Here is a 13,957-nt window from a genome sequence, read left to right as displayed (position 1 = left end):
GATTTTTAGCCGGGTTATTTGTAAAATTTGTGCGAATAATTGTCGTTTAGATTAAATATGATTATACTTGTAGTCATTATAACCATAAGATTGATCAGCTTTGGTTTTTGTATTATTTTCTTAGAATTTATCTGTGCACGAGATACATCTTTGAAATAATAAAATGAGTTTTTACTATTTACTAATTTAACCCCAACAAATTATGAAAAAACAAACTATGCAGCTTGCCGCTAAATTTGGCAGGCTTTCAAATGAAGAAATGAAAAATATAAATGGCGGCGTAACACCCGTTGGCCGATTTACAGTTCCTACAAGTATTTGTGCTTCGGGATATGGTTTAGTAGCCACGGGCTGTCAGGGAACTTCTTATCCTATGCTTGATGGTTATACTTGTGTTTTGACTTGTTTATAACCCAATTGAATTCAAATAAAAAATGGGCATCAATTATCGATGCCCATTTGTGTTTTAAAACTCAAAATTAAATCCTTTTTCAGTCAGTTTTTTATAAATATCAGGATCAAATTTGTACAGTTTTGCGGCTCTGTGCGATACGTCCTGTTGTTTTTCGTCTAGAGCGACTAATAATTTCATGTGCAGAATTTTTCGTCGAAAGTTTGATTTGTCCAATTCAATTCCAAGAATTTCTTCATACAAATGCATCAATTGCAATAAAGTAAATTTTTCTGGCAGGAGATTAAAACCAATTGGTGCCTGGCGCACACGATTTTGAAGCTGTAATAAACTGAAATTTAAAATTTCGTTATGGTCAAAAATTAAATTTGGGATTTCTTTAATCTTACACCATTTTGCTTCTCGAACATCTAAACTGGCTTTTACATTATAATCTTCCTGATTTACGAGAGTATAATATCCAATTGTTACAATTCGGCGGTCTAAAACACGACTCGGATTTGTAAATGCTTTTAACTGCTCAAGATAAATGTTATCGAGGCTTGTAAGCTCATAAATAATTCGGTGAGCGGCATCATCGGCACTTTCTTGTCTTTTCATCCAGCCTCCAAGAAGTCCCCAGCTTCCTTCGCTTTCTCCTCCGGCATGCTGTACTAAAAGTACTTCAAGGCTTTCTTTTTTGAAACCAAAAATTACGCAGTCAACTGAAATACCATCAATTTCGGGTGTTACAGTATTGGCGGCAATGCAGCTGTTTGTTTGTGAGTTTTTTTTAGATGATGATATTGCCATTGTATGCTTTTATAAGCGGTTTTTAAAATTCAAAATTGAATCCTTTTTCAGTCAGTTTTTTATAAATATCCGGATCAAACTTATATAGTTTAGCTGCTCTGTGTGAAACATCTTGTTGTTTTTCATCTAAAGCGACCAATAATTTCATGTGCAGAATTTTTCTTCGGAAATTAGATTTGTCCATTTCAATTCCAAGGATTTCTTCATAAAGATGCATTAACTGCAGTAAAGTAAACTTTTCCGGAAGGAGATTAAATCCAATAGGAGCCTGACGAACACGGTTGCGAAGATTTTGTATACTGTAAGATAAAATCTCATTGTGATCGTAAATCAAATCCGGTATGCTGTTGATTTTGTACCATTTAGCGTCAGATGCTGTAAAACCGGCTTTAATATTGTAATCTTCTCTTTTTACAAGAGCGTAATATCCTATAGTTATAACACGTCGAAGCGGAAAACGATCCGGATCTCCAAAAGCCTTAAGCTGCTCCAGGTAAATATTATCAAGTCCGGTAAGCTCGTTCAATAAACGATGTGCGGCATTATCTGTACTTTCTTTTTTATAAATCCATCCGCCGGGAAGTCCCCATTTTCCTTTACTAATACCTTCAGCATGCTGCACTAAAAGGACTTCAAGGCTTCCTTCATCAAAACCAAAAACAACACAGTCAATGGTTATTGCATTCATTGCATTTTGTTCGCTTTTTGCAACAGATTCGGCATCTACTTTTTTATCCATGTGCGAAATAAATTTTGACAAATTAAACAAATAAAATGCATAACTGCCTTTTTTGATTACTTAATATTTTTTTAACAAAGCAAAAAATTGACGTTCAGTGATTTAAAATTTACTAAAAAAATGATCTGAAAATTTAATCTTCTTTAAATGTCTGATTATCAAATTTATAATTGGAAGTTTTTTCTGAATCTTTTATTTCTATTTAGTAAGAGATCTTATTGTATTGACAAAAACACCTTGCTATAAATCAGAATCAAAAAAAAATAACCTTAATATTTTGCTAAAATAGAAAAAAAGTTTTACACTTGTAGTCAAATTTACCATAAGATAAGTTCATCATGACTATAAGTTTTTTGAAAACGTTTTTGTGCGTAATAAAACAGGCGGTTTTATTTCAAAAAATATTTTGAAAATCTGCCTCAAACCAATTTGATGTGAAACTTACACTTTAATCAATAAAAACCGTAACTAACTTAAATTTAAACCAACTCTTATTAACTATGAAAAGCAAAGATTGTATTAAAACAACAGTTTTATCGTTTTGTACGACGCTGTTGTTTAGCTTATTTATGATACAGACGGGTTATGCTCAGGCACAATCCAAGTCTGTAAGTGGAAATGTAACATCGGCTGTTGACGGAATGGGAATCCCGGGAGCTACTGTTGCAGTAGAAGGAACAAAAATTGGTGCCGCCACTGATTTTGATGGCAATTATAAAATAGAAGCAAAAACAGGCGACGTACTTGTATTTACTTTTATTGGATTTAAAACTCAAAAAGTAACCGTAGGAACTCAAAAAACAATTAGTGTTACTTTACAGGAAGAAACTTCAGAACTTAAAGAAGTTGTGGTTATTGGGTACGGTTCTCAAAAGAAAACTTTAGTAACCAATGCTGTAACTCAGGTAAGTGGTGAGAATCTTGCCAAAACAAATACTACAAATGCGCTTCAGGCATTGCAGGGACAAGCTGCCGGAATCCAGATTACTTCTACTTCGGGACAACCGGGTGAAGGGTTAAATGTAGTTATCAGAGGTGTAGGTTCAACAGCAGGAAGTACTCCGTTATACGTAGTAGATGGAATACTTACAAGTGATATTTCTTATTTAAGTAACTCAGATATCGAATCGATTTCTGTTTTAAAAGATGCCGCATCTGCTGCTATTTATGGTTCTCAGGCTTCTAATGGAGTTGTCTTGGTGACAACTAAAAAAGGGAAAAGAGGTGCTGCAGGACAAATTACTTTTGATCAGTATTATGGTGTGCAGTCAGTAGCCAGAAAAGTAGATTTATTAGATGCAACTGAATACGCTACTATTTTAAATGAAGCAGCAGTAAATTCAGGAAAAAATCCATATTTTACTAATGCTCAGATTGCCAGTATGGGTTCAGGAACAAACTGGATGGACAAAATGCTGGTTGATAATGCTGCTACTAAAAATTTCTCTTTTGGTGCATCGGGGGGGTCAGAAACTTCTGTTTACTCTTCATCTTTATCTTACTTAGGACAGGAAGGAGTTGTAGGAGGTAAAGATTTATCTAACTATGAGCGTTATAATTTTAGATTCAATTCTGAACATAAATTATACAAAGATGTACTTACTTTCGGTCAGAACTTAAGTTTTGCTTACATCAACAAAAACGGTATTGGAGTTGGAAATCAATACAATAATTCTTTAAGAAGTGCCTATCAGGTATCTCCATTATTACCAATGTACGATGCAAATGGCAACTATTACGACAGCAGTCCAAACAACGAGCCTTGGCTTGCTGGTCAGGCAAATCCTTATGCATTAATGGTATACAACAACCAGAATGAAAGCAATAACCAAAAATTGCTTGGAAATGTTTATTTGCAAATTGAGCCAGTAAAAAACCTGACATTCAAGACTACTTTAGGACTTGATTATTATGCTGGTGAAGGACATTCTTATACACCAATATACCGTTTGTCTATTTACGCAAACACTGCTTTTGATAAAGTAAATCAAAACATGAACAAAGGTAAAACGCTTACTTGGGATAACTTATTGACTTATAAGTTTAATGTTGCAGACAATCATCATTTTGAAACTATGGTAGGTACTTCATCTATTAATTTTGACGGTACTACAATTGATGCTACAAATGCAGATTCGTTTTTTGATGATTTAGAACATGCCTGGTTAGACAATACGACCAATAAAGATGGGGCTAAAATTGCTTTTAAAGGAATTAAGCAGCAAACCAAAAGAATGTCTTACTTTGGAAGGTTAAATTATAATTATAAAGAAACTTATTTATTAAATGCAACTTTTAGAGTTGATGGATCTTCAATTTTTTCTAAAGAAAATGAGTGGGGGTATTTCCCATCTGTTTCAGGAGGATGGATTGTATCAAACGAAGAATTTTTGAAAGATTCAAAAGTTTTAAACTTTCTTAAATTAAGAGCAAGCTGGGGACAGGTTGGAAATCAAAATGCTAGAGCTTTCCAATATTTATCACCAATAAAAGTGAATAATACAAACTATTCTTTTGGAGATGAAGAAGGAGTATTGACTCCGGGTGCATATCCAAACAGACTGTCTAACTTAGATTTAAAATGGGAAACTTCAGAGCAGATTGACCTTGGTTTTGATGCCAGATTTTTAAACAACGCTTTAAATCTTAATGTTGATTTTTATAAAAAAACAAACAAAGACTGGTTAATACTTGCTCCAATTTTAGCAACTGCCGGTGCCGATGCTCCTTTTATTAATGGTGGAGACGTAGTCAATAAAGGGGTTGAGGTAAGCTTAAGTTACCAAAATAAAATTGGAGATTTTAATTACAGCGTAAGTGCAAATGGTGCTTACAATAAAAATACTGTTGGCCAGATACCTGCAGAAGGCGGAATAATTCATGGACTGCCAAACGAACTTTATGATAACTCAAGTGAATTCTACAGAGCACAAAACGGATATCCGTTAGGTTATTTCTGGGGATATAAAACAGGAGGAGTTTTCCAGAATCAGGCACAAATTGACAATTACAAATCTGCAAACGGTGTAGTATTACAGCCTAATGCAGCTCCCGGAGATATTATTTATGTAAACACAAACGGAGATGATAAAATCGATGCAACAGATAAAACAAGTATAGGAAATCCTAATCCTGATTTTACATACGGGTTCTCTATTTCTGCAAATTACAAAGCTTTTGATTTTTCATTAATGGCTAATGGTGTAGCAGGAAATCAAATCGTACAATCGTACAGAAACCAATCTAATGCTTACGGAAATTACACTACTGCAATATTAGACCGCTGGCATGGTGAAGGTTCTTCTAACACAATGCCAAGAGTAACAGAAGACAACCGAAACTTTACGCAGTTTTCAGATCTGTATATTCATAATGGAGATTTCTTAAGAATTAATACCGTAACATTAGGATTTGATTTAGCAAAAATGAAACAGTCAAAACCATTTTTTGCAAGTCAGTTTAGAGTTTATTTCTCAGTATTAAATCTGTACACTTTTACCAAATATAATGGTATGGATCCTGAAATTGGATTTGGTTCTTCAAATGATGATCAAAAGTTTTCGTCAGGGGTTGATGTGGGTTACTATCCAAGACCAAGAACATTCATGATGGGATTAAATGTTAAACTTTAATAATAAAAAAATGAAAAATACCTATTTATATATTTTCTTTTTGGGTTTATTGTCTCTAGGTTCTTGCAGTTTAGAAACAGAGCCGTTAACACCAATAGATACAAGTTTTTATAAAACAAAAAATGATGCTTATGTAGCATTAGTAGGCTGTTATGACGGATTACAAGTGGCAACAGGAGGAGCAGGTCTTGGAGTTCCGGTAGTAAGTGAAGTAATGTCTGATGATTGTTTTGGAGGAACCGGAAATTCTGATGGCTACAATTATGCCGCTATAGATGAGTTTGATATTTCACGCTCTCCTGGAGATGTTGATTTGCTTAATAACAATTGGGTAGCTTATTACAAAGCGATTTACCGATGCAATATGCTGTTATCTAAAATGGATCAGATTGAATGGGATGGAGATACAGCTTTAAGAAATACATACGAGTCTGAAACTAAATTTATCAGAGCATACCTTTATTTTGAAATGGCTCGTTTATGGGGAAGCGTTCCTTTATTGACAGCACCTTCTTCTGAAAATGTTCCTCAGGCAACACCTGAAGAAATTTATAAACTAATTGCTGAAGATTTGGTATTTGCTTCAACCAATCTGCCTACAGAAGCTTATAACGTTAAACCAAACGGACGCGTTACAAAATGGGCAGCAAAATCTTTATTAGGACGTGTTTATCTGTATTACACAGGATATTATGCAAAAAATGACTTAGCTGGCGTAGTTACAAAAACTCAGGCTTTAGGTCATTTAGAAGATGTTATAGCCTCAAGTGGTCATGGTTTAGTAGATGATTTTGCGACTTTATGGCCGGCAGCTTCAGTAGAAAAATATGCAGGTGAAGCCAATAGAGAATTTGTGTTTTCTATAAAATATACTTACACAAGTGATTATAACGGAAATACAGACGGTAATCAATGGATGGTAATGTTTGGAATGAGAGAATTTTCATCTTATCCTTATGGCCGCGGCTGGGGAGTTACTGTAAATGCAAAGTTATGGAATGCTTTCAGTGCTACAGATACAAGACGTGCAGCTAGTATAATTGGAATTGATGAAGAAAAAATAAAATTTGATAAAAAGAACAGCCAGAGAGAATATACAGGTTATTACAACAAAAAATATTCACCAATGGTAGACAAAAACGGAGTAGATCTTCCAATTACTTTGGGAAGCCAGTTTTGGGATATCAGTCAGTTTCAGGATTATGTAGTATTAAGATATTCTGATGTTTTATTGATGGCAGCAGAATTAGGAAGCGGTAATGCACAGGCATATTTTGATGCTGTTAGAAAAAGAGCCTACAAAGATAATTTTGTATCATCGCCTGCCACTATTGATAATATTATGAATGAGAGACGTTTAGAGTTTGCTCTTGAAGGTATAAGATATTATGATTTATTACGCCAAGGTATCGGAAAAGCATCTTCAAGTATTGCAGAATCAACGACATTATTGAGCGGAGGAGTTGCGGGAACAAAAACAATTACGGCAGCTAAGATTCAGGAAACAAAAGGGCTTACTCAAATTCCGAATACGCAGATCACATTATCCGGAGGAGTTTTAAAACAAAATGCCGGTTGGTAATTCTAACTAAAAAATCAAAGAAATGAAAAATATTAAATTATTAGTGACATCATTTTTGATGTTAACGGCATTGCTGATATCATCTTGTTCTCCAGATACATACTCTTTGGATGAACCGATGGATAAATCGGATATACATTTTGAAATTACTCAAGACCTTGCAGCAGACCCAGGAGGAAATACTGTAATATTGAAAAACACAACACCAGGAGTTGTTCTTACATGGGATTATGTAACAGGAAAATCCAACAAAGCGGTTGAAACAGTAAAGTATGCCTTTAAAGGTAATTATACGATAAAAATTTCTGCGGTTACTGATGGTGGAATTGTAGAGTTAGACCCAGTAACAGTAACAGTTTCAGCAGATAACTTAAACTATGTAAACGATCCTCTTTGGACAGCTTTATCAGGTGGAGTTGGAAAACAAAAATCATGGGTATTCGACAATGGTAAATATGGTTTAGCACCAGGAGCAATGTCTTATGCAGACCCGAGCGGAACTGTTGAATGGGGTAATTTTAGTCCAAACTGGGAACCATCCGGAAATGCTAATTCAAGTACAGATGCAGACATGCACTGGGGCAGGTATATGACTTTCAGCCTTGAAGGAGGACCTTTTATGACTGTTCACGAAGCAGATGGAACAACAATAGAAAACGGATCTTATTTCTTAGATATTAATGCTCATACCTTAACAACAAATGGTGCAACAATTCTAAGACCTGACAACTATATTGCAAATGCCAGTAACTGGACATCAAATATCAAAGTATTAAAACTGACAGATAACCAGTTAAGAATTGCTATTATGAGAACCAATAGTGAGGGTGCATGGTGGTATATCTGGAACTTTGTTTCTAAAGAATATGCAGATAATTATGTGCCAATAGTAACTGAACCTGTTGTTGACGAAGGTTTTAATCCAACTTTTGCTTCAGGCGAATTGTTAAAAATGCTTACTGGAGGTGTTGGTGCAGGAAGAATCTGGGCTCTAGATGCAGCAGGAAATCCTGTAGATTGGTTAGCAGCCGGTATTGGATGGACAACTGGACCAGGAAGTTCTTCTGACTGGGGATGGAATCCTGACTGGACAGCTGTTGCAAATAATTCTTGGATACGTTTTGACCAATACGGAGGTAAACAGAATTATACAAGAAGCCAAAATGGTGTGGTAACTTCTGGATTATTTACTATTAATGCAGAAACGAACGAAATCAATTTAGGGTCAGAGACATTAATTCAAAACCCGTCAAGCTGGATGAACCCAACTACAAATGTGATTAAAGTAGTAAAAGCATATAACAGCGATTTTGGCACTAAAGGTATTTGGTTTGGAACATCTTATGATGCAGGTAAAAATGAATGGTTTGTGTTCCACTACATAATTCCTTAAAAATTCAGAAAGATTTTTTAATTTACTAATAACTTGGAAGCAGCGTTAAAAACTACTTCCAGGTTATTAAAATTTATAAAACAATGTTGCAGCTAACTTCATATAAAAAACTAGGATTACTATTTGCAGGCTTTCTTTTATTGACAGCATGCAAGTCATCAACAGATCAAAAATTTAGTAACCGAAAAGTTTCTTTTAATGCAGATTGGAGTTTCCACCTTAACGACAGTATTGCAGATAAAGATACTATTGGAGCGGGAACAAAATGGAGAACTTTAGACGTTCCGCATGATTGGAGTATCGAAGGAAAATTTGATGAAAAAAGTCCTGGCGGTTATGGCGGAGGATCGCTTAACGGAGGTTTGGGCTGGTACAAAAAAACATTTAAAGTAGCTGCAGAAGACAGCACAAAAGTAACTTCAATCACTTTTGACGGTGTTTACAAAAACAGTGAAGTCTGGGTAAACGGACATTATTTAGGAAAACGTCCAAACGGATATATTGGTTTTCAATATGAAATTACGCCGTACTTAAATTACGGAGACAAAAACAACGAAATAATTGTTAAGGTTGACAATTCAAAACAACCTAATTCACGCTGGTATTCGGGTTCAGGAATTTTTAGAAATGTTTGGCTTGAGACCACAGATAAACTTCATGTAGGACAATGGGGAACGTATATTACAACTCCAAAAGTTACAGCCGAAAAAGCTTCAGTAAGTATTGAAACCACAATAAAAAATCAATACAAAGAAGGTAAAAAAGCAACGGTAACTACCACCATTTTTAAAGAAGATAAAAAAGTAACATCAGTTACTCAAGATATAACAATCAACGCCAGCGAAAATCAAACGCTGAATCAATCGGCGGAAGTTGAAAATCCGATTTTATGGTCAGATGAAAACCCTGAATTGTACACAGCAGTTACCGAAATTTCACTTGACGATAAAATCATTGATCAATATAAAACCACTTTCGGAATTAGAGATTTTAAATTCGATTTGAACAAAGGTTTTATTTTGAATGGAAAACAAGTCAAAATAAAAGGTGTTTGTATGCACCACGATTTAGGACCATTAGGTTCTGCGATCAACACGCGTGCAATCGAACGTCAGTTAGAAATTTTGAAAGAAATGGGCGTAAACGGAATCAGAACTTCTCATAATCCGCCTGCTCCAGAGCTTTTAGAACTCTGCGATAAAATGGGTTTCATTGTTATGGATGAAGCTTTTGATATGTGGAAACAGACCAAAACCAAATACGATTACGGAAACGATTGGGACAAATGGCACAAACAAGATTTAATCGATCAACTGCTTCGCGACCGAAATCATGCCAGTATTTTTATGTGGAGTATTGGAAATGAAATTCCGGAACAATGGAGTGAAAAAGGTGTTGAAATTGCGAAAGAATTGGCCGCAATTACACGTCAATATGACAAAACACGACCGTTGACTGCAGGAATGAATCCGCCAGTAAACATGAATATTGATGCCGTGACTTTACAATTTGAGAAAAAGGATGTTTCGATTAATCCGCTTGCTGGATCTGGAGTTTTAGATTTAATTGGATACAATTATGCGCATCAAACTTTTGAACATCATTTGGAAAACTTTCCAAAAACACCTTTTATCGCAACTGAAACTACTTCAGGTTTACAGACAAGAGGATATTACGATGCCGTTTCAGATACTATCAAAAAATGGCCGGTAAGATGGGATCTTAAATTTACAGAAGGAAATCCTGGAAATACCGTTTCGGCTTACGACCAAGTGCAAACGCCTTGGGGATCTACACACGAAGCGACTTGGAAAATCATTAAAAAACACGATTTCTTGGCAGGAATGTATGTTTGGACAGGCTTCGATTATATCGGAGAACCAACTCCTTATGAATGGCCGTCTGTTAGTTCCTATTTCGGAATTGTCGATTTAGCAGGTTTTCCGAAAGACGTGTATTATATGTACCAAAGCGAATGGACAGATAAAACCGTTTTGCACATTTTCCCACATTGGAACTGGAAAGCCGGACAAACTGTTGATGTTTGGGCATACTACAATAAAGCCGATGAGGTGGAACTTTTTGTAAACGGAAAATCAGTTGGAAAAAGAAGTAAAAAAGGAGACGATTTACATGTGATGTGGAGAATTCCTTTTGAAGCTGGAACTCTAAAAGCAGTTTCTCGTAAAGACGGAAAAGTGGTTTTAGAAAAAGAAATCAAAACAGCTGGAAATCCTTCTCAATTAAAATTAACTGCGGATAGAAGCACTATAAAAGCAGACAAAAACGATTTGTCATTTATCACAGTTGATATTTTAGATGATAAAGGAACGATTGCACCAAATGCGAATAACGAAATTAATTTCTCTTTAAAAGGAAATGGAAAAATTGTAGGCGTTTGCAGCGGAGACCCAGTAAGTCACGAGTCTTACAAAGGAAATAAACATACCGCTTTGGCTGGAAAATGTTTGGTTATTGTACAATCTGGAGATAAATCAGGAAGATTGGAATTAACCGCAAAAGCAAACGGATTGAAACAATCAACAATTGTAATTACTACTGAATGATAATTATAATACGTTAAATTTTAAACACATAGAATCATAGATTTTTTGTTTGTGAAAAAGAAAATTAAAAGAAACTAGTTTCTAACACATAGCTATGTTGGTTTAAACAAGTGAAACGCCTTTTTAAAGATTCCGATGAACTATGATTCTATGTGTTTAAAAGATTTTAAGATATATAAAAATAAAACTAACTCATGAAAAACTCAAAAATAACCACATTGCTTTCTGCGTTTATGTTTGGATTTTTGGCAGTTCCAAATGCTAATGCTCAGATCCAAAATGCAGATGTATTAAATGCTCCAATAGATATCAGTAAAGATTTTCAGAATTATCTGAACACTTTTTATTTCGCAGACGAACTGGCTTCTTTTGATCCTGCAACAGGAAAAGGAACGATCAAATATCTGAGATACAATTATAAAACACGTCAGGCTTTCAACAACATGATGATGAAACCAGATGTTGAAAAAGCAAACGAATTTCCAACAACAGAATATGCAGAATCTCCTGTTTTGCCATTCGAAATTCAGTTTGTTTCAGATAGAACAGTTAGAATCAAAACTACTTCTGGTCCGCAGTTTCATCCACAAAAAGAGTCTTTAATGCTGGTTGACGGCGTTGCGCCAAATCACCCAGAATTATGGAAATATGCTAAAATTGAAGGAGGTCACAGCTATACAAGCAAACACGGAAGAGTTGAAATTTTGACAAAACCTTGGCACGTAAAAATCTACGATGAAAAAGGAAAATTGCTGACAAGTACACTTCACGATACTGATTTTAAAAACACCTATACGCCAACACTTCCATTTTCTTACGTTCGCAGAAACAGCGATTATTCAAGAAGTATGGGCGCAGCTTTCAGTTTAGAACCAGACGAAAAAATATTTGGCTGCGGTGAATCATTTACACAATTCAACAAACGTGGTTCAAAAGTAGTTTTATGGACGGATGACGCCAACGGAATCCAAAATGAAACAATGTACAAACCGATTCCGTTTTATATGAGCAGCCGTGGTTACGGAGTTTTCATGCACCATTCAACACCAATTACAGTTGACTTCGGAAAATACTTTTCAAGTGCCAACGAAATGTACATTGGAGATGACGAAGCCGATTTGTTTTTCTTTATCGGAGAACCAAAAGATATTTTAGATCAATACACAAATCTGACAGGAAAAGCAGCGATGCCACCACTTTGGTCATTCGGTTTCTGGATGAGTCGTATTACGTATTTCTCAGAAAAAGAAGGGAGAGACGTTGCCAGAGATTTGCGTAAATACAAAATCCCAACCGATGTTATTCATTTTGATACAGGTTGGTTTGATGTAGATTGGAGAAACAATTATGAGTTTGCAAAATCTCGTTTCCCAGATGCTACAAAAATGATGTCTGATTTAAAGAAAGATGGTTTCCAGGTTTGTCTTTGGCAGTTACCATATTTTACGCCAAAGAATACTTTGTTTCCAGAAATCATGGATAAAAACTTAGCAGTAAGAGACAGAAAAGGAAATCTTCCTTATGAAGATGCTGTTTTAGACTTCTCAAATCCAGAAACGATTTCTTGGTACCAAGGTAAATTGAAAAAGTTATTTGATGAAGGCGTTGCAGTTTTCAAAGTAGATTTTGGAGAAGCCGCTCCGCCAGACGGAATTTACCATTCTGGAAGAACAGGTTTCTATGAGCACAATTTATACCCATTACGTTACAACAAAGCAGTTGCAGAAATTACTCAGAAAGAAAAAGGATACACTTTAATCTGGGCAAGAAGTACATGGGCAGGATCCCAGCGCTATCCTTTACATTGGGGAGGAGATTCTGAAACAACAAACGGAGCGATGTCGGCAGAATTACGCGGCGGACTTTCATTAGGTCTTAGCGGATTCAGTTTCTGGAGCCATGATGTAGGAGGATTTGCAACAAAATCGCCTGAGAATATTTACAGAAGATGGACGCCTTTCGGAATGTTCACGTCACACGTAAGAAGCCATGGAGAACCGCCTCGCGAACCTTGGTTGTACAGCAAGGAGTTCTTAGAAGGATTTAGAAAAGCAGATAATATGCGTTACGAGTTAATGCCATATATCTACGCTCAAGCAAAAGAAAGTTCTCAAAAAGGTTTGCCAATGATGCGCGCTCTTTTTGTAGAATATCCAAACGATCCAGGAGCTTGGTTAGTAGATAATCAATATCTATTTGGATCAAGTATGTTGGTTGCACCACTTTTTGAAGAGGTTGAAGAAAGAGACGTTTATCTTCCAGAAGGCACTTGGATCGATTACCAAACTAAAAAAGTGTACCAATCTGGTTGGCATAAAATCAAAGCTGGCGAAGTGCCAATCATAGTTTTAGTAAAAGACGGAACTGCAATTCCGCATATCGGTTTAGCGCAGTCGACAAAAGATATGGATTGGAGCAAATTGACATTGAAAGTTTACGCAAGCGACAAAACCACTTCGGCAACAGCTAAAGTATTTTTACCTGAAGGTGACGCAGTACAAGAAATAAAAGTGAACAAAAACGGAAACAATTTTGAAGTAGCTACAAATCCGTTAAACGGAAAAACCACTTTTAAAACGGAGTGGGTTAAATAAATTACGAGAGTTTTTTAAACACATAGAAACATAGGTTTTTTTATTCTTGAAAAGAAGACAAAAAAGAAACTCGTTTCTTCACACATAGCTATGTTTGTTTAAATAAGTGAAACGCCTTTATAAGTATGGTGTAACTATGTTTCTATGTGTTTAAAATCATTATACAGTATTAAAATAAGTTTTTGTTTAGTTTTTAAATCGGGTGAAAGCTTGCAACGCCCGATTTATTAAAAATGAATTAAGAAA

The 13,957-nt window shown here is 35.5% G+C and carries 8 protein-coding genes; 6 read left to right on the top strand and 2 right to left on the bottom strand.

Annotated elements, in window-relative coordinates; all coding sequences use genetic code 11:
- Positions 1-202: 202 nt before the first annotated feature.
- The gene (locus FJOH_RS04105; RefSeq protein WP_012022873.1) at positions 203-412 is read left to right on the top strand and encodes a hypothetical protein; all 210 of its coding nucleotides are present in this window, start codon (positions 203-205) and stop codon (positions 410-412) included.
- Positions 413-466: 54 nt separating this feature from the next.
- Here FJOH_RS04105 and FJOH_RS04100 read toward each other — a convergent pair whose 3' ends face one another.
- Entirely contained in the window at positions 467-1,204 is a 738-nt protein-coding gene (locus FJOH_RS04100) for an NUDIX hydrolase (protein ID WP_012022872.1), read from the bottom strand.
- Positions 1,205-1,226: 22 nt separating this feature from the next.
- The gene (locus FJOH_RS04095) at positions 1,227-1,943 is read right to left on the bottom strand and encodes an NUDIX hydrolase (RefSeq protein ID WP_012022871.1); all 717 of its coding nucleotides are present in this window, start codon (positions 1,941-1,943) and stop codon (positions 1,227-1,229) included.
- A gap of 500 nt (positions 1,944-2,443) precedes the next feature.
- On the opposite strand from FJOH_RS04095, the gene FJOH_RS04090 reads away from it, so the two are divergent.
- The 5 genes from FJOH_RS04090 to FJOH_RS04070 all read left to right on the top strand — a co-directional run bounded on the left by FJOH_RS04090 (position 2,444) and on the right by FJOH_RS04070 (position 13,711).
- Entirely contained in the window at positions 2,444-5,575 is a 3,132-nt protein-coding gene (locus FJOH_RS04090) for a SusC/RagA family TonB-linked outer membrane protein (protein ID WP_012022870.1), read from the top strand.
- Between the two features lie 10 nt (positions 5,576-5,585).
- Positions 5,586-7,157: a RagB/SusD family nutrient uptake outer membrane protein gene (locus FJOH_RS04085; RefSeq protein ID WP_052295218.1), complete on the top strand. Its 1,572-nt coding sequence runs from the start codon at positions 5,586-5,588 to the stop codon at positions 7,155-7,157.
- A gap of 22 nt (positions 7,158-7,179) precedes the next feature.
- Positions 7,180-8,550 carry a hypothetical protein gene (locus FJOH_RS04080; RefSeq protein WP_123875661.1) on the top strand — a complete coding sequence of 457 codons (1,371 nt, stop codon included), beginning with the start codon at positions 7,180-7,182 and terminating at the stop codon, positions 8,548-8,550.
- An 83-nt stretch (positions 8,551-8,633) separates the two neighbouring features.
- Complete coding sequence (locus tag FJOH_RS04075; RefSeq protein ID WP_012022867.1) at positions 8,634-11,117, top strand: glycoside hydrolase family 2 TIM barrel-domain containing protein; 2,484 nt, start codon at positions 8,634-8,636, stop codon at positions 11,115-11,117.
- 194 nt (positions 11,118-11,311) lie between these two features.
- A complete protein-coding gene (locus FJOH_RS04070; protein ID WP_012022866.1) occupies positions 11,312-13,711 on the top strand; it encodes a glycoside hydrolase family 31 protein in 2,400 nt (799 codons plus the stop codon).
- Positions 13,712-13,957: the final 246 nt, after the last annotated feature.

Origin of the sequence: Flavobacterium johnsoniae UW101 (genome assembly GCF_000016645.1) — a bacterium.
GTDB classification, from domain to species: domain Bacteria; phylum Bacteroidota; class Bacteroidia; order Flavobacteriales; family Flavobacteriaceae; genus Flavobacterium; species Flavobacterium johnsoniae.
This window is presented reverse-complemented; position numbering and strand designations above follow the sequence as displayed.

Bases quoted from the DNA above. Each gene is read 5' to 3' on its own strand.
- FJOH_RS04105 (WP_012022873.1), top strand. From the start codon at position 203: ATGAAAAAACAAACTATGCAGCTTGCCGCTAAATTTGGCAGGCTTTCA.
- FJOH_RS04100 (WP_012022872.1), bottom strand. From the start codon at position 1,204: ATGGCAATATCATCATCTAAAAAAAACTCACAAACAAACAGCTGCATT.
- FJOH_RS04095 (WP_012022871.1), bottom strand. From the start codon at position 1,943: ATGGATAAAAAAGTAGATGCCGAATCTGTTGCAAAAAGCGAACAAAAT.
- FJOH_RS04090 (WP_012022870.1), top strand. From the start codon at position 2,444: ATGAAAAGCAAAGATTGTATTAAAACAACAGTTTTATCGTTTTGTACG.
- FJOH_RS04085 (WP_052295218.1), top strand. From the start codon at position 5,586: ATGAAAAATACCTATTTATATATTTTCTTTTTGGGTTTATTGTCTCTA.
- FJOH_RS04080 (WP_123875661.1), top strand. From the start codon at position 7,180: ATGAAAAATATTAAATTATTAGTGACATCATTTTTGATGTTAACGGCA.
- FJOH_RS04075 (WP_012022867.1), top strand. From the start codon at position 8,634: ATGTTGCAGCTAACTTCATATAAAAAACTAGGATTACTATTTGCAGGC.
- FJOH_RS04070 (WP_012022866.1), top strand. From the start codon at position 11,312: ATGAAAAACTCAAAAATAACCACATTGCTTTCTGCGTTTATGTTTGGA.